This window comes from Microcystis sp. M_QC_C_20170808_M9Col, assembly GCF_007095495.1.
In the GTDB taxonomy this organism is placed as follows: Bacteria; Cyanobacteriota; Cyanobacteriia; order Cyanobacteriales; family Microcystaceae; genus Microcystis; species Microcystis aeruginosa.
On sequence record NZ_SFBZ01000305.1, the window covers coordinates 11,381 to 27,656 of the forward strand.

Sequence of the window (16,276 nt, forward strand, 5' to 3'; positions counted from 1 at the left end):
ATAGATTGGATATAATTAACTAATAAAGCCCTGTATGGTCCCAAAAACTAGAATTGTTTTAATATGAACCAGCCTAGACTATTATCTTTTACCCTCGATGGTTGGGGTGTGCTAGGTGGTCCAGTTTCCCTATCCCTAGTTAACCAAGTTGGGGTATTAGTGGGGAGAAACGGTGCGGGGAAATCCGCTATCCTAGAAGGATTTGAAGCCATCTCATCCTGTGCTATCGGTAGATCGATCGGCTCTCGGATGATTGATAGTGATAGCATTCCCTCAATTTTGCAGGTTGAAATTCTAACACCGACTAACCGGCGCTTAGGATACAGGTATGAGCTAATCATCCCCTTTTCTATGGACTATATAGATACAGACATAGATGATACCACTAACGATAATTCCTTTTCTTGGAATGATTCTTGTCAGTATATTGATGGAGATCAAGAACTTCTCTGGAAAACCGAATTTGGACTAACAAGCTTTAATAATAATGGTGAGCCAATATTTGCTATTCTTGGCAATACTACCTCGCTGCGACAGTCAAATATACCTGGAAATTCATCGCTAAATTTACCTCCAGAAATGCAGTGGGTTTATGCTATTTTAAAAGGGATTCGTCTTCTTGGCAAAGCTCCTATCCGTCGCACATCAAGACGACAGCCTTCTTTATTAAAGGTGACAAGTAAGAAGATTTCTGCCAGTCGATTTGATCTAGCAGATACTCTAGCTCGGAGAATATTTCGTTGGGTGGGTACGGATGATTTTGATGAACTAGAAAATGTTTGTCAACGAATAGGACTTGCCAAGAAAATCACTGTGCAGAAGTTCGTTTTGAGTGAGCATTCTGGACAGACAGGCCAGGATAAAGACGAAGAGTACATCGCTTCAGTATTATTAGATGGAGTCAATATTGGATTACTCTCCGATGGCACCTTGCGAGTTTTATCAATTCTTATCGAAATAATTGCTCACCATCCTAATGCAACAACCATAATTGAGGAGCCAGAAACACAAATACATCCCGCAATGTTAGCAAAATTATTAAATGAAATTAAATCCTATACTTGGGCTGAAAATTTAATTATATCAACTCATTCACCACAAGTAGTAGCTTGGACAAAGCCAGAAAATATTAGCTTAGTTTATCGTAACCAGGGACGGACAAGTGTTAGGAAACTAGAAGAAGGAGAGATTGAAAAAGTTGTCGAGTACCTCTGTGAAGAAGGAGATTTAGGAGACTGGATTTACAGTGGTATTCTCGATGAGTAGTAACTTGATCGCCATAATTGCCGAAGATGAGACGGACTGTGATGTGTTTCGTCAAATTATCCATCGCGTGCTGGGGACAAATACTAGGACAAAATCTTGGGCATCTAAATCCTCTAGTACATTAAAGAGAAAACTGTCAGCAAAACTTAAAGTGATGACAAGGGAAGGATGTGATGCTTTTATCATTGTTCATGATTTAGATCGTAATCCCAAGAATAACTCTCTTAACGATGAAAAACAATTGCGAGATCACTTAGAATTAAGCTGTTCTAATATTAATGGTATCAGGAAATATATCTGCATCCCAATAGAAGAATTAGAGGCTTGGTTTTGGTCTGATCCAGAAGTTGTTAAATATGTGGGACGAGGCAAGGGAAAAGCTCACCCAAACCCTCACCTAATTATCAAACCGAAAGAAGAATTGATCAAATTGTCAATCGGTGAAAATAGAAAACCCCGTTATAGTACCAACATGAATCTTGAACTAGCCCAAAAGCTAAATTTAGAACTTTGTGCCACTTGTTGTCCTTCTTTTAAAGATCTTCTCGACTTTCTGCAATCTCTGTCAAGAGGATAGCAAACCATTAACCTGTCCATCCCAGCCAAGAAACCTGCGATCACTGCTAACTTGACACTGTTCTAAACCCCAAAAAAGAGGGATTTTATGGTAAAATAGTCGTACAAATGGGCATATTCTGCACATCAAAAGGGTAAAAACCCGATTTTTAGCGAATTTACTCACAAAAACGCTTTTTTTGCCTTGTTATTGGAGTTAACCCCCCTATGACCGCCGCCCAGGATCATGTCGTCCCCACAGACTTAAGCAATGAAATGTCCCGTTCCTATCTAGAATACGCCATGAGCGTCATCGTCGGGCGCGCCTTGCCCGACGCTAGGGACGGACTGAAACCCGTACACCGGCGCATTCTTTATGCGATGTACGAACTAGGATTAACCCCCGATCGCCCCTTCCGGAAATGCGCTAGAGTCGTCGGGGAAGTATTAGGAAAATACCACCCCCACGGGGATACTGCTGTTTATGATGCTCTCGTCCGCATGGCCCAGGATTTCTCCATGCGCGATCCCCTGATTAACGGTCATGGTAACTTCGGATCGATCGATAACGATCCCCCGGCAGCCATGCGTTATACCGAGTGTCGTCTGCACACCCTAGCCACCAACGCCCTACTACAGGATATCGAGTCAGAAACCGTCGATTTCGCCGATAACTTCGATGGTTCCCAACAGGAACCCGTGGTTTTGCCCTCTAGAGTCCCGCAACTGCTAATTAATGGCTCATCCGGCATCGCCGTCGGTATGGCCACCAATATCCCCCCCCACAACCTGGCCGAGATTATCGATGGAACCGTTGCCCTCATCCATAACCCCGATCTCACCGATACGGAATTACAGCGTTATATCCCGGGGCCAGACTTTCCCACCGGGGGGCATATCCTTGGTAGAGACGGCATTCAGGAAGCTTACACCACCGGCCGCGGTTCCATTACCCTGCGGGGAGTGGCTACCATTGAAACTATCGAACAAAGGGGAAGACCCGATCGAGATGCTATTATTATCACCGAACTGCCCTATCAAACCAATAAAGCGGCATTAATCGAAAAAATCGCCGATTTGGTCAATGATCGCAAAATAGACGGTATTTCCGATGTGCGGGACGAAAGCGATCGCGACGGCATCCGGGTGGTGATCGAACTGAAACGAGATGCCTATCCCCGCGTCGTCCTCAACAATCTTTATAAACAAACGCCCCTCCAGTCGAATTTTGGGGCGAATATGTTGGCATTAGTCGATAACGAACCGAGATTACTGACTTTAAGGGAGTTTCTCCGCGTTTTCCTCGATTTTCGGGTAGAAGTGATCACCCGTCGTACCCGTTATGAACTCCGCAAGGCCGAGGAAAGGGATCATATCCTTCAGGGTTTACTAATTGCCCTCGCTAGTCTCGATGCAGTCATTGCCCTGATTCGCAGTGCTGCCGACACAGCTAGTGCAAAAGAGGGATTAGTGCAGAATTTTGGTCTTTCAGAGGTGCAAGCGGACGCAATCCTACAAATGCAGCTGCGGCGTTTAACCGCCCTAGAATCGGAGAAAATTCAGCAAGAACACGGGGAATTACTGGCAAAAATCGGCGATCTTCAGGATATTTTAGCCAAAAAAGAACGGATCGACAGCATTATCGAGGAAGAACTGCAACAGATCAAAACGATTCACGCTACCCCGCGTCGCACTCATATTGAACAACGGGAAGGAGAAATCGCCGAAACTGACCTGATTGCCAACGAACAAGCCTTAATTCTCGTCACCGAACAGGGTTACATCAAAAGAATGCCCGTTAATACCTTTGAGTCCCAAAATCGGGCAACAAGGGGCAAAGCTGGCGCAAAAATGAAAGAAGACGACGGCATCGATCACTTTATCACCTGCCGCGATCACGATAGCGTCCTCTTTTTCACCGATCGCGGGGTTGTCTATAGTCTCAATGCCTATCATATCCCCACCGGTTCCCGTACCGCTCGCGGCGTTCCCATCGTGCAACTGTTAGAGATTCCCAAAGGGGAGAAAATTACCTCGGTGGTGGCAGTCAGCGAGTTCAGCGAGGATAATTACCTGATTATGCTCACACAAAAGGGATTTATCAAGAAAACCGCCCTCGCTGCCTTTAGTAATATTCGATCGAACGGTTTAATCGCCATTTCTCTCGAAGACGGTGATCAACTGCGTTGGGTTCGCTTGGCCAAAGAGGAAGATAGCGTCATTATCGGTTCTCGTCAGGGGATGGCAATTCATTTTAAGGCCGATAGTCAACAATTGCGCTCCTTGGGAAGGGCAACTAAAGGCGTAAAATCGATGAAATTGCGCTCAGGTGACGAATTAATTAGTATGGACATCCTGCCTAGTCAAATTGTCGCCCAAATCGCTGAATCTAACGAAGAAGAAACCGAGGACGAAAGCGAAGAAATTAACCCCGAAGTGGCTAATAATGGCCCCTGGGTGTTAGCGATTACCATGGCAGGACTAGGAAAACGGGTTCCCGTTACCCTCCTACGTCTGCAAAATCGGGCGGGATTAGGAGTCAGAGTGATTAAATTCCGCAAAAAGAACGATAAATTAGCGGCTCTGCACGTTGTTAACCCCCACGAGGAATTTATGATTATCACCGAACGGGGTATTATCATCCGTCAATCCGTCGATGCTATTACTCCTCAATCGCGATCGGCCGGAGGCATCCGGGTACAAAAACTCGATGAGGATGATGCGATCGCTGCGGTAGCCCTAGTTCCCCCTAGTGATGCGGAGGAATCTGAAGACATTTAGATTTGCTGGGAAGTGGGGTGTGGGGAAGTGGGGAAGTGGGGAAGTGGGGAAGTGGGGAAGTGGGGAAGTGGGGAAGTGGGGAAGTGGGGAAATGGGGAGAATAAATAAAAATAATCTCCTGATTACTGTCTCCTGATTACTGTCTCCTATCTCCTATCTCCTATCTCCTGACTCCTATCTCCTGACTCCTATCTCCTATCTCCTATCTCCTGACTCCTATCTCCTGACTCCTATCTCCTGACTCCTATCTCCTATCTCCTATCTCCTATCTCCTGACTCCTATCTCCTGACTCCTATCTCCTATCTCCTATCTCCTGTCTCCTTTCCTGAGGATTTGGGATTAAAACTGGAAAAAGTGCATTAATTGGGAGATTTCCTGAGCGTCTAGGGATAAACGCCCTTTAAAATCCACAATATTCTTAAATAATCCCTTTTCTTCTCTGCTTTTAATAATGGCAGCTGCCAAATTATCGCCGATCAGGGGTAAGGTGGTTAACTGCTCGATCGAAGCGGTGTTAGGATTGATTTTAGGGGGTGCGAGGTGACTTTCGGGACTATAATAGGCAAATTCTAGAATCGGCTCCCAAGCTTTCAATCTAGCCACAGGAACACTCAAAGCAGCCGCTAGATCTTCGAGACAAAGCAATTCTACCCCCATACCCAGCAATTCCACCAACATTCGCGCTTGATGGATGGATATCCCCGGCAATCGCAGCCAATCATCCACACCCGCTTGACTGACATTAATTTTAATGCCCAATTGCGCCGCCATAGCGATCTCATCGAGGGAACGAAAGCGATAATAGGGATCATTGCTAATTTTGGCTTTTAAAGGGTTAAAAGTGCGCCCTAACCAGTTTTGCGGTGTCATTATAGTAGTTGTCGCCGTTTTTCTTCAAATTCGTACTCAGAAATTAATCCTTCTTGCCGGAGGCGCTCTAATTCCCTTAAAGCTGCCCCGATCGCCTCTACTTGTTTAGGCTCTAAACTGGGGACAGTGGCAGCAGCGGTGGCAGTGGGAAAATAGTTAGCCAAAAATTGGTTATCTTGGATTAAATACCACACCGCATCGATCGCGCAAGCCACCCGGGGAATCGGAGTTTGCCAGAGGAGAAGATAGATAATTCCCCAGAGAGGTTGACCGAGATAGAATTTATGAATACCGGCGATAGGAAAGGGTAAAGCGAGAATGCTGCCGATAAAAGCCAAAAAAATCGCTAATTTACGGCTTTTGGGCTTACTTAATAATTTTTCCACCAGAAGCATGAGACCTGTTCGAGATTGATTTTAGCCTGATCTGAACCTTCTATCCTAAAATACTCTTTGGTTCTAAGTAGGGAGACACAATTATTTGTAGGATGGGTTAGCGGTAGCGTAACATAATCTGGCGTTGGGTTTCATGCTTCAACCCAACCTACGTTCATCTTATATTTAATTCCACTCAGCCACTTAACATAGGGATAAGCAATGACTAGCAGAATCAAGGAAATCTTTCAAACAGGACAACCGGATCAATCCGTCACCGTGCAGGGTTGGGTGAGAACAAAACGAGAATTAAAAGAATTTACTTTCCTGGAAGTTAATGATGGCTCATCCCTGGCCAACTTACAAGTTATCCTCGAACCGACTTTACCCGATTATGAAAGTGTACTAAAGACAATTAGTACAGGAGCGGCGATCGCTGTTTCGGGAAATTTGGTTCTTTCCCCGGGTAAAGGGCAAAATATCGAGTTAAAAGCGTCCGAAATCACCCTTTATGGTGACTGTCCTGCGGATTATCCCCTACAAAAGAAACGTCATTCCTTTGAATTCCTGAGAACTATTGCCCATCTGCGAGCAAGAACCAACACTCTAGGAGCAGTAATGCGGGTTAGAAACGCTTGCGCCACCGCTATCCACAGTTTTTTCCAAGAAAAGGGCTTTATTTGGGTACATACTCCTATTATTACCGCCAACGACTGCGAAGGTGCGGGAGAATTATTTACTGTCACCAGTTTAGATTTAAAAAAACCAGCTAATTTTGCCGAGGATTTCTTTGGTAAACGGGCCTATTTAACCGTCAGTGGACAATTACAAGCGGAAGTAATGGCCATGGCCCTATCTAATGTTTACACTTTTGGCCCGACTTTTCGCGCCGAAAATTCTAATACTTCCCGTCATCTGGCCGAGTTTTGGATGGTGGAACCGGAAATGGCTTTTTGTGATCTGGAAGGAGATCAGGATTTAGCGGAAGCTTTTCTGAAATATATCTTTAAATTCGTCTTGGAAAATTGTCCCGAAGATTTGCAGTTTTTTAACGAACGTATCGATAAAACGGTGTTAAGTACGGCCGAAAATATCGTTAATAGTGAGTTTGGCCGGATTACCTACAGCGAAGCGATCGAGTTATTGGAAAAAGCTGATCGTCAGTTCGAGTTTCCCGTAGAATGGGGCGTAGATCTACAGTCAGAACACGAACGTTATCTAGCGGAGGAACTATTTAAAAAACCCGTGATTGTCACCAATTATCCCAAGACAATCAAAGCTTTTTATATGCGTCTAGATGACAATAATAAAACTGTTTCCGCTATGGATATTTTAGCGCCCAAGATCGGCGAAATTATCGGCGGTTCCCAACGGGAAGAACGATTAGATGTATTAATCCAAAGAATGCAGGAACAGGGAATGAATCCCGATGATTTGTGGTGGTATTTAGATCTGCGTCGCTACGGTTCCGTTCCCCACGCCGGTTTTGGTTTAGGATTCGAGCGTCTGGTACAATTCATGACGGGAATGACCAATATTCGCGATGTGATTCCTTTCCCCCGTACCCCTTTAAGTGCCGACTTTTAGAATGATGTCTAGGATCGACAGGAGAAAGGAGGAATGTAAATATTTATTAAATTGTAGCTTAGGCTACAGTCTTAGAGTAGAAAATGTGTATTGTTTCACTGTCCTCCTTCTGTCTTGGGTTGGGCTATTGCTTGACCTGACTGCGAGAGAGTGCGATCGCACTGTATCTAAGTTAACTCATTTTGCTGAAAATTATGCCAGGAATCTTGACGCATTTGTTCAATAACTTCGGGATATTTTTCCAGATCTTCTAATGAGTTTAAAGGTGGATAAACTACTCGATCTTTTCTTTCATTTACCTTATCTACATAAGCATAAAAAGCCTCGTCATCCTCACGATGAGATAATACATAACTTTTTAATTCTTGAGAGGTCATAGTTTTAAAATTAGGTTTTTGATTCATTTTATCCATTGTCCATTAGGTTTAATTTCAATCTCAATACCTTCACCAATTAACATGAAAATATTTTTAGTACGATCATCCAATCTTATTAAGTTAATTGGTAAATAAAACCTTGTTGCCCAACAAGATAGGGTATAACATTGCAAGAGTTGTGCAAGTGTCGGAATATTTTTCCCTCCCAAAACCGAACGAATGACACTAATTATAACAAAATAGAGAATCTGCTTCAACAACTTCGAGACAGAGATGAACGCAAAGACGAATCCGACAGACCGCGCCACAATAACTCAAGGAAGAGGATAGTTCGTCTGAGAAGGGGTAAAACAAAGGAAAACACCTGAAACTCTCTGCTCTGTCAACCCCTAAGCTAGGGAGAGAAATATAAAGATTTATTAAATTGTAGCTTTTGATACAGTTGCGGGGGGGGTGTGTATTGTTGTTTTTAGTTTCCTTTATGGTTGGGTTAGACTGTTGCTTGACCTAGCTGCGAGGGGGGCGATCACATTTAAAACGAAAAATTCAAAAATAGCCGCAGCCACTATCATTATGAGACTTAAATCGTGTTCTCAAGTAACTACTATAGCTCTTGAAATCAGCAGCTCTATTCTATTTGGTGTTGGTTTTGTCTAGCAGTTATCTTAATGGTGGGGTACGAAGTTTGGTTCTTCGTTACTTGGTATGGTTCGATCGGGGGGCATAAATCGACTAAATCCTTATCTGGCAAGAGATTTAATTGATTAGTTCGCTCTAGATCAAAAAAAAATTAACAAAAATCGCTCGTCCATTGCATAAGACAAACCGAAGAACCCGAAGTTTTCGTTTTGGGGAGTCGGTAGTCGGTAGTCGGTCGTCAATACCAAATTAGGTTACACTTCATCTAGCTTATGAAAAACGCTGTATCACCTACTTCAGCAGTAGTTCTTTCTACTATCGTTGCTGGTCTGGGATTTCTTGTTGTCGATGTTAATGCTGTGCAAGCGACATCACTTGCTGCCTTGCCCGGTCTTCTGTCAATTACCTTTTTTGAGACATCGGGTACGAATACTCCTTATACATTTACTGTTAATAGTTCTCAACTTCTCACTAAGCTTTCAGCACTTAATTCGACTTCTAATGACTTTGTTGGAGTCTCGACAGAGTTCTACGATGTTTTTTACAGCGATTCATTAGGGAATTTAGATGTTAATGGTATGTATGTAACTGTTGAATCAGTTTATGACCGCGAACTTCCTGCTGGCGGGGGTCTAAATATTGCTGAAGTACAGTTGAACTTTACAAGTGGAACTGAATTTGCTAATCAGGTTACTGCCTTCACTGCACTTGGAAATAATGCCATTGTTGGCTCACAGATCAAGGCAGTTGATGGAAACTTATTAACTACCACCACACTGGGAAATACGGTGGGTCAAAACAAGCGACTTTCCCTCACACTTGGTTTTGCTTCTACGGCTATTCCCGAACCATCCGCCATCCTCAGCCTTCTCGCCCTCGGCACTCTCGGCGCAGCTTCAACCCTCAAGCGCAAACTAAAATCCTCCCAATCTACCGAAAAAGAGACCACAAAAGTAGGCTAAATTGCGTCTAAAAATACCATAAATGCCCCTTCAATCAATCTTGAGGGGGTTTATTTTTTTCTTCATCAACAATCTGTAAAACACTGCTGTATAAAGGTGCAGCCACCCAAAATCCTGCTTGATCAATCAAAGCGTCTAGCAAGGGTTTCACCTCAGAGATTAACCGTCGATTCTTCGCCTCAACTAAAATGCCCAGAATTCCTGTGTATCGAAGATTAAGTCTAGCCGCAATTCTACGACCACGACGCTCATCAATCAAAACTTGATCTGCTCCCAACTCAAGTGCTAAAGCAATAGCCTCAGCTTCTCCCTTATCTAGTTCATCTGCAAGAGCTTCAATCACTGTGCGGTTAGTTACCGTTCGAGTTTGAATCCAATCTAAGGTTTGTACCTCTATTGAACCTGCTACCGGAAAATCAGGCTCAGTTAATTCTCGATAAACTGCTTCGGGAATAAAAACTATTTCGTAAAGTTGTTGTAGCAGATGAAGTTGATTAATGGCGGCAAGATTGTTGATAGGGGATGTATCACTGACAACAATCACAATCTTCCCATCTCCCGCAAGTTCTTAATATCCTGTTCAAAATCTTCGACATCGTAGTGTACCGGAATTTGACGACTTGCAAGTAGGTGTTGAAAAGCAATACGATTCATTCCTGCAAATCGACTCGCTTGAGCAAGGGTGAGCTTCTCTTTTTGAAAGAGCATGACCGCAATTTCCTGCCTCATCTCAGCTTCAGTCATGCGTGTTGCACTGAGAATTTCATCGGAGATATCAATACTCATGGCTATAACCCTATCTATCCCTTCCTATTGGAATGATATCATAACCCCCTTCATTTAGTCAGTTGAGCAGGTTTATTTTTTGCGTCTCTTCCCCTTACACATTTTACACATTAAGAATCGGTTTTATGCTATTGAGTTACCAAAGCCAATAGAAGAGGCTTTATTATCAGTTGCCAACTAAACCCCTCCCAATCCACCGAAAAAGAAACCACAAAGGTAGGCTAAATTGCCTCTAAAAATACCATCAATGCCCCTTCAATCAGTCACTTGAAGGGGTTTATTTTTTTGCCTTCCTCCCTCAAAAAATTCTCAGTGACACTAGAAAATAGCTAAAAACTCTGCTGGAGTAATAATTGGAATCCCTTGATAAGTATTGAGAATTAAAAGATCCTTATCGCCTGTTATGATGTATTGTGCCATTCCAGATACAGCTAATTCTAAGAATTTATTATCATCTAAATCGGAACAAACTCTCGTTTCATGCGATATATCAACAAATAAGCTCCTATTTCTAAGAGACGACAAGAAATCAGGGAGCATCTCACTTACGCGATAAGTAATTATACTTAGCCTAAAAGCCACTCTTAATCGTGTCTTGGAACGAAATCGAGGCTTTTAAAGACTGCGTACATGGAGAATTAAAACAAGAATCATTGCAAAGGTGAGATGCTCCCCAAGAAATCTAACCTATCATCTTTTTCTAAATATTTGTCAAATTTCTTTTTACTTATTCTCGTTGCCAATTCTTGATAAGTTGCCTCGCTCTGGAGAATGGTAAATTGACTGACTGCTATATTGATTACTTTTTTGGGTGTTCCTAGTGGATTGAGTAAAGCACTAATAAAAACATTGGTATCTATAACAACTCGATTAGGATTCATCTGCTAATAGTTCTGTTAGTTTATCTTCTGTCAAACCTTTAGCTTGAGCTTTTTTGCCGACTTTATCCATAATTGAGATAAGATTTTCTGAATTTTCCTCAATCGTCAGATTAACTTCTTGTTCAGGAGAAAGACCTAACTGAGCGATTAGTGTAGGAATCTCCGATACCTTAATATTTTTGAGAACTTGTTTCATGGCTTAACTAGGTAACTAGGTGTATCTTCAACTTTCATTGTACTCTATTTAGGGCTTGCTGAATAAATCTAAAAACCTTGTTGGGTAAGACTTTTAGACTTTTTGGAAACCAAAAAGTGCCAGATCTGGGAGTGATCGGGTGGAAAATTCCTGGACTTTTTCCCTGAAAATTAGGTAATTGACCCCCTCAAAATCGCTAAAACCCTACACCCTACACCCTACACTCCACACCCTGCCCCCAGGAAAAACTTTTTGCCGCAAACCCTATTTAATCACATTTAACAGTGTTCCTCAAATCGTCCTCGACCTCTTCGCCACAACTTCAACCCTGAAGCGTAAACTAAAACCCTCTAAATCCACCGAAAAAAAAACCACAAAAGTCGGCTAAATTGCCTCTAAAAATACCATAAATGCCCCTTCATTCAATCTTGAGTGGGTTTATTTTTTTGCCCGTGTTTCTAATCATTAATTTTTATTAATTAATTGTTCACAAGTGGTTTTTTGTGATACAATGGCAACTCTCAGATCGATATCGTAAAATTCAATGACTATTGTGATTCCCAACGAAATTATACAAGCAACAGGAAAAAACGAGCAACTGTTGCGACTAGAACTGGCAATCATTATGTTTAGAGATTATCATATCAGTAGCGCAAAAGCAGCTGATTTTGCCAACTTATCTTTAATTGAATTTCGTCAAGAAATCGCCAAGAGGAATATTTGCGTAAATTATGATAGTGTAGATTGGCAACAAGAATTAGAAACCTTAAAAACTTTAGGTGATCTGTGATTGTTGTTAGTAACACCTCTCCTATTACCAGTTTAGCTGCTATCGGCTATCTTAACTTGCTCCATGATATTTATGGAACAATTATTATTCCAGTAGCTGTTTGTGAAGAAATGACAGGATTAGGTTATTCAGTTCCAGGTACTATTTAGGATTGTTTTTAGGTTTATCTGGCTTATTTTCTCTTTTAGGACTCAATTCCTAACTCCTCTTTCAATTCAGCTAATGTTTGAGGAGTTGCATCTTCTGTCTGGGCCCATGCTAAAGAGCGAAATAAGCGTTGAGCATTTTCTGGCGATCGCAATAAATAAACACACTCTAATAAACTGGAAAGCTCATCTTCAGCAATTAAGGCCACATTTTTCTGATTGCGACGCTTAATGACGATAATTTGAGATTCGTCACACACCTGATCTAAGAGACTCGCTAAATTCATTCTCGCCTGAGAGTAGGTGGTTTCTTTGCTTAACATGATTTTTAGGGGATACTTGTACGACCTTATTGTACAAGTCCAAGCTCTTGAACTCCCCAAAAACCCCAAAATCCGAAGGGAGGAGAATGTAAAGATTTATAAAATTGTAGCTCAGGCTACAGCTTAGTTTAGTTTTGTGTGTAATCTATTGTCGTACAGCTTTGGTGTTGGGTTGGGCTGTTCCTTAGCCAAACCTAGAAAAGCTAATAGTTCCACCGATTCAGGGAGATGAACTGATTGGCTGGAGGGATATTAAGCTGTTGACTATCTGAATTGCTCGTTAAGACTGCAAGGGAGAAGGGAGCAGGGAGAGAAAGTTCGAGCATTTGTACTAAAAATTCCAATACGCAGTTTAAATTCAGTACAGCTTATCCCCAGTCTATCAGCTAGTTGGTGCGGGACGGGATTTTCTGAATCGACAACCTACAGAAGCCGCTATCTTATTTCCACAATAAGTTCCTTTCCTAAAGCTTTGACGTATTTTTCTAAAGTAGAAATACCGACAGATTCCACATTCTCTTCTAGGTTGAAAACCGTTGCTTTATCCCAATTTAACTTACGCGCTAATTCTTCCTGAGTCAGTCCAGCTTCTTCTCTTGCCTGTGATAAGATAACTCCCAGCTTGAAACTGAGATAACCAGACTCGAAGCCTTGGCAAAATTGACTGTCAGTTTGTTTTCTCCTGTTAATATATTGTTCTACATCACTCATCGTCGAATCTCCTGTTCAAGTAGTCTCGTTTTCGTTGCTCTGCCAAATTAATCTCTTGGGATGGTGTTTTTTGAGTCTTTTTAGCAAATCCGTTCGTTAAAATAATTAAATCACTTTCTCCAAAAAAGCCCAGCAGACGGAATATATTATTGCCAATCTGAACCCTCACTTCCCAAATATCATCAGTATTGACTAATTTTTTCAGGTATTGACTCGGAACAGAATCTAACTCCTGAATTAAGCGTAACACCCACAACACTTTTTGAGCTTGTTTTCCAGACAGAGAATTTAAAAAATCTTCAACGGGGCTGGCTCCTGACTGGGTACGATAAAAAACAATCTCCTTCATATAATAATCAGTTTAAGAAAACATTTCAATATTTTAGTGATGCCATTTCATTTGGATTGTAGTGATTCCATATCGCCAGTCATTGGTTGTGCATTATCTTACATCTTCATTCAATAAGTAGTCGTGCCAAATAAATTTCCTAGTGAAGATGGGCACTCATGCAAGAGGTGGTTAGATATGTGTAATTAATTTTGCTTAGGTACTTAACATTGTCAGAGTTGTGCAAGTGTCGGAATATTTTTCCCTGCCAAAACCGAACGAATGACACTAATTATAACAAAATAGAGAATCCGCAGCTCTCTTAGGTTTGGTGGGTAAAATGTATTCTGAGATACAGTCTTGGGGCAGTGAGTGGAACTAACCACAGAGACACAAAGGACACAGAGATCGATCACCACTATATAAGTTAAACTTATCACACAAAGAATAACAGAGCCAATCCGCTTCAACAACTTCGAGACAGAGATGAACGCAAAGACGAATCCGACAGACCGCGCCACAATAACTCAAGGAAGACGATAGTTCGTCTGAGAAGCAGTAAAACAGCGGAAAACACCTGAGACTCCCTGCTCTGTCAACCCCTAAGCTAGGGAGAGAAATGTAAAGATTTATTAAATTGTAGTTTTTGATACAGTTGTGGGGGGGGGAGTGTGTATTGTTCTACTATCCGCCTTTGGTGTTGGGTTGGGTTGTTGCTTCACCTAGCTGCGAGGGGACGAACACTTATGTACTGAGTAGCGAATGGTGATGAAAAAAGGATTTTTCAGATGGCTACCAATTTTAGCCTTAACTATAGCTTTATCTTCTAACTTCTATCAGAATCACGATGATATTGCTCAAGCCCGTAATTCGAGACGTGTAAGCAATGGTTTTGCTTTCGAGATTCAGAATTGTAATAAAGACAATAATTCTGTAGTTTGTACTTTTATGGTTGCAAACTTAGGGGAAGTCAGAGATCTTTATTTTTATCCCAAAGACTCTATCATCATTGATTCTACCGGCAAGCAATTGACGGGATCGGAGGGCCGTATTGGAGGAATAGGTCGTGATATAGTATGGGTAAGAGATATGCCTTCTAGAGTCCCCATTAACGGAAAAATTCTCTTTAAAGGAAATTTGCCCGGAAGAATCGTTTATCTGCGATTAGTAGGTCCTGGTTTCTCAGTTGAATGGAGGTAATATATTACCTCGTTCTCAGGTTCTACCTGAAGATTTTTCCTGTGGCAGCAGCATTGAGATTCGTACGTTGGGTTGACGCAAGGAAACCCAACAACTTCCTGGAATATTTTCACAATTTTTGTTGGGTTTCGCCTTTTGAGCCGATGGGTAATATCTGAGCAATAATGATAAGACCTCTTGCAAAAGTCTTAAGTCGATCCTTGTACAGCAACATTTTTTAAGATTATCAACTACTAATAAATAATTAACTGAAAGTCCCTCCCATTATTGTTTCTATCGTTTGTTTTCGGATTTATGCAAGAGGTCTATAGCTCAACCCAACCTACGGCTCGATTAATTAACAAACTGATTCAGGAATGATAGTTATGGCAATCAGAATCAAACTTTGGGCAGATTATGGAAGTTACCCACTTTGGGGAGTAGATGAAATTGATAACATTGCTCCTGAAGAATTGCCATTAAGTCAAGCAACTATTCAGCGTTTAAACCCATGGCAGTATACTTACGATAAGACTTTAAATCAAGACTATCCACCTTTATCAGATTTTCCTAATCAGCAAGCTGAAATGGATTTTAAACAAGAAGGAATTAGTTTATGGAAACAGTTATGTCTTGAACTGGCCCCAGATTATGAAGTTTTCTACCAAAATGAAGGTCAATTGTTCAGACATCCTAAGGAAATAACCAAAAAATCTACAGTACAAAAAATAACAGTTTGAGTATCATCACCTTCGGCTCTAGCGCAGCTTCAACCCTGAAGCGCCAACTAAAACCCTCTTAATCCACTGAAAAAGCAACCACAAAAGTAAGCTAAATTGCCTCTAAAAATCCCATAAATGACCCTTCATTCAGTCAGTCGAAAGGGTTTATTTTTTTGAATTCCTCCCTCAAAAAATTCTCAGGGACACTAGAAAATAACTAAAAACTCTGCTGGAGTAATAATTGGAATCCCTTGATAAGTATTGAGAATTAAAAGATCCTTATCGCCTGTTATGATGTATTGTGCCATTCCAGATAAGTAGTCGTGCAAAATTAATTTCCTAGTGAAGATAGGCAAGAGGCAAGAGGTGGTTAGATATGTGTAATTAATTTTGCTTAGGTACTTACAGCTAACTCCAAGAATTTATTATCATCTAAATCTAAACAAACTCTCGTTTCATGCCATATATCAACAAATAAGCTGCTACTATTTTTAAGAGACGACAAGAAATCTAATCTATCATCTTTTTCTAAATATTTGTCAAATTTCTTTTTACTTATTCTCGTTGCCAATTCTTGATAAGTTGCCTCGCTCTGGAGAATAGAACTCTTGCAAATTAATTATATGTTATAATGATGGGTTAACTAATTTTCCCCAAAAAATTAGTTAACCAGTACATTCGTCCTGAATGAAAACTTGAAGTTTAACTTTTAACTCAAAACTCTTTAGATATGCTTTAATTTGGTTATCAAAACCTCTTTATTTAAGCGGCACAAACTATCTCAATTTTTATAATTGAGAAT

18 protein-coding genes and 4 pseudogenes are annotated in these 16,276 nt (G+C 41.3%); 9 read left to right on the top strand and 13 right to left on the bottom strand.

Annotated elements, in window-relative coordinates:
• The first annotated feature begins 63 nt into the window (after positions 1–63).
• The 3 genes from EWV68_RS19325 (at position 64) to gyrA (ending at position 4,602) form a co-directional block, all read left to right on the top strand.
• Positions 64–1,266: an AAA family ATPase gene (locus tag EWV68_RS19325; RefSeq protein WP_287170755.1), complete on the top strand. Its 1,203-nt coding sequence runs from the start codon at positions 64–66 to the stop codon at positions 1,264–1,266.
• On the top strand, positions 1,259–1,843 hold the full coding sequence (locus EWV68_RS19330; RefSeq protein ID WP_002777835.1) for a DUF4276 family protein: 585 nt from the start codon (positions 1,259–1,261) through the stop codon (positions 1,841–1,843). The genes EWV68_RS19325 and EWV68_RS19330 overlap by 8 nt, the downstream gene beginning before the upstream one ends.
• Positions 1,844–2,049: 206 nt before the next feature.
• Positions 2,050–4,602: a DNA gyrase subunit A gene (gene gyrA / locus EWV68_RS19335; RefSeq protein WP_002797789.1), complete on the top strand. Its 2,553-nt coding sequence runs from the start codon at positions 2,050–2,052 to the stop codon at positions 4,600–4,602.
• A 340-nt stretch (positions 4,603–4,942) separates the two neighbouring features.
• On the opposite strand, the gene EWV68_RS19340 is transcribed toward gyrA, so the two are convergent.
• Positions 4,943–5,473, bottom strand: coding sequence for a ComEA family DNA-binding protein (locus EWV68_RS19340; protein WP_287170756.1), 531 nt, complete (start codon positions 5,471–5,473; stop codon positions 4,943–4,945).
• Positions 5,473–5,868 (bottom strand): NINE protein, encoded by a 396-nt coding sequence (locus EWV68_RS19345; RefSeq protein WP_002759086.1) that lies wholly within the window; start codon positions 5,866–5,868, stop codon positions 5,473–5,475. Before EWV68_RS19345 ends, EWV68_RS19340 begins: the two co-directional genes overlap by 1 nt.
• A 201-nt stretch (positions 5,869–6,069) precedes the next feature.
• Between EWV68_RS19345 and asnS the strand changes: the two genes are divergently transcribed.
• Entirely contained in the window at positions 6,070–7,434 is a 1,365-nt protein-coding gene (gene asnS / locus EWV68_RS19350) for an asparagine--tRNA ligase (RefSeq protein WP_287170757.1), read from the top strand.
• Between the two features lie 167 nt (positions 7,435–7,601).
• Here asnS and EWV68_RS19355 read toward each other — a convergent pair whose 3' ends face one another.
• Positions 7,602–7,847, bottom strand: coding sequence for a DUF6887 family protein (locus EWV68_RS19355; protein ID WP_061431693.1), 246 nt, complete (start codon positions 7,845–7,847; stop codon positions 7,602–7,604).
• Positions 7,835–8,119, bottom strand: a complete 285-nt coding sequence (locus EWV68_RS22155) for a DUF6888 family protein (protein WP_052275851.1) — start codon at positions 8,117–8,119, stop codon at positions 7,835–7,837. The genes EWV68_RS19355 and EWV68_RS22155 overlap by 13 nt, the downstream gene beginning before the upstream one ends.
• Positions 8,120–8,722: 603 nt before the next feature.
• Here EWV68_RS22155 and EWV68_RS19360 point away from each other — a divergent pair.
• Positions 8,723–9,412 (top strand): PEP-CTERM sorting domain-containing protein, encoded by a 690-nt coding sequence (locus tag EWV68_RS19360; RefSeq protein WP_287170758.1) that lies wholly within the window; start codon positions 8,723–8,725, stop codon positions 9,410–9,412.
• A gap of 34 nt (positions 9,413–9,446) precedes the next feature.
• Here the strand turns inward: EWV68_RS19360 and EWV68_RS19365 are convergent, their stop codons facing one another.
• From EWV68_RS19365 to EWV68_RS19385, 5 genes and pseudogenes are all read right to left on the bottom strand, one after another.
• Complete coding sequence (locus EWV68_RS19365) at positions 9,447–9,956, bottom strand: PIN domain-containing protein (protein WP_061431691.1); 510 nt, start codon at positions 9,954–9,956, stop codon at positions 9,447–9,449.
• Entirely contained in the window at positions 9,953–10,198 is a 246-nt protein-coding gene (locus EWV68_RS19370; RefSeq protein WP_002748168.1) for a UPF0175 family protein, read from the bottom strand. The genes EWV68_RS19365 and EWV68_RS19370 overlap by 4 nt, the downstream gene beginning before the upstream one ends.
• Before the next feature lie 318 nt (positions 10,199–10,516).
• Positions 10,517–10,729: pseudogene (locus EWV68_RS19375) on the bottom strand (putative toxin-antitoxin system toxin component, PIN family); the annotation flags it as partial.
• A gap of 152 nt (positions 10,730–10,881) precedes the next feature.
• Positions 10,882–11,079, bottom strand: a pseudogene (locus EWV68_RS19380) (putative toxin-antitoxin system toxin component, PIN family); the annotation flags it as partial.
• Entirely contained in the window at positions 11,069–11,275 is a 207-nt protein-coding gene (locus EWV68_RS19385; protein WP_061431690.1) for a hypothetical protein, read from the bottom strand. The pseudogene EWV68_RS19380 and the gene EWV68_RS19385, both read right to left, overlap by 11 nt.
• A 544-nt stretch (positions 11,276–11,819) precedes the next feature.
• On the opposite strand from EWV68_RS19385, the gene EWV68_RS19390 reads away from it, so the two are divergent.
• Together EWV68_RS19390 and EWV68_RS19395 are read left to right on the top strand one after the other, a co-directional pair.
• Positions 11,820–12,065: a UPF0175 family protein gene (locus EWV68_RS19390; RefSeq protein ID WP_012264092.1), complete on the top strand. Its 246-nt coding sequence runs from the start codon at positions 11,820–11,822 to the stop codon at positions 12,063–12,065.
• A pseudogene (locus EWV68_RS19395) lies at positions 12,062–12,211 on the top strand (PIN domain-containing protein); the annotation flags it as partial. The gene EWV68_RS19390 and the pseudogene EWV68_RS19395, both read left to right, overlap by 4 nt.
• A 38-nt stretch (positions 12,212–12,249) precedes the next feature.
• On the opposite strand, the gene EWV68_RS19400 reads toward EWV68_RS19395, so the two are convergent.
• From EWV68_RS19400 to EWV68_RS19410, 3 genes are all read right to left on the bottom strand, one after another.
• Entirely contained in the window at positions 12,250–12,534 is a 285-nt protein-coding gene (locus EWV68_RS19400; RefSeq protein ID WP_012264082.1) for a type II toxin-antitoxin system Phd/YefM family antitoxin, read from the bottom strand.
• A gap of 435 nt (positions 12,535–12,969) precedes the next feature.
• A complete protein-coding gene (locus EWV68_RS19405; RefSeq protein ID WP_002763755.1) occupies positions 12,970–13,245 on the bottom strand; it encodes a helix-turn-helix domain-containing protein in 276 nt (91 codons plus the stop codon).
• A complete protein-coding gene (locus EWV68_RS19410) occupies positions 13,238–13,594 on the bottom strand; it encodes a type II toxin-antitoxin system RelE/ParE family toxin (protein ID WP_002763756.1) in 357 nt (118 codons plus the stop codon). The genes EWV68_RS19405 and EWV68_RS19410 overlap by 8 nt, the downstream gene beginning before the upstream one ends.
• Positions 13,595–14,335: 741 nt before the next feature.
• On the opposite strand from EWV68_RS19410, the gene EWV68_RS19415 reads away from it, so the two are divergent.
• Positions 14,336–14,773 carry a hypothetical protein gene (locus EWV68_RS19415; RefSeq protein ID WP_159294172.1) on the top strand — a complete coding sequence of 146 codons (438 nt, stop codon included), beginning with the start codon at positions 14,336–14,338 and terminating at the stop codon, positions 14,771–14,773.
• Between the two features lie 365 nt (positions 14,774–15,138).
• Positions 15,139–15,492, top strand: a complete 354-nt coding sequence (locus tag EWV68_RS19420; protein ID WP_287170762.1) for an immunity protein CdiI family protein — start codon at positions 15,139–15,141, stop codon at positions 15,490–15,492.
• A 188-nt stretch (positions 15,493–15,680) separates the two neighbouring features.
• Here EWV68_RS19420 and EWV68_RS21975 read toward each other — a convergent pair.
• Positions 15,681–16,090, bottom strand: a pseudogene (locus EWV68_RS21975) (putative toxin-antitoxin system toxin component, PIN family).
• Positions 16,091–16,276: the final 186 nt, after the last annotated feature.